The 218-nt window shown below is 29.4% G+C and carries 1 protein-coding gene; it reads left to right on the forward strand.

All coding sequences use genetic code 11. The features are described from left to right. The coding region (locus AACQ14_RS23940) for a hypothetical protein (protein WP_339366050.1) at positions 1-218 on the forward strand (218 nt) is incomplete at both ends.

A 218-nucleotide genomic window follows, 5' to 3' on the forward strand; every position in this document is an offset into this window, starting at 1 on the left:
CTCCACATAATCATTATGATTATGTGGAGCAGGTTTGGAAAAAAGTAAGATGGATGGAATATGAAAGGATTCAAAAAGATAAAGCAGAGTTAGCTTCCAAGTTGATTAAACAAAGAGAAAGAAAAGTAAAGCTTAAGCTGTTTGGATGTTTTTCATTGATTATTATGGTTTTCATCATTTTATTTAAATTTGATTTAACTGTTATTTTATCAGGGGGA

The organism is Vallitalea maricola (genome assembly GCF_036985595.1).
Lineage (GTDB): Bacteria > Bacillota > Clostridia > Lachnospirales > Vallitaleaceae > Vallitalea > Vallitalea maricola.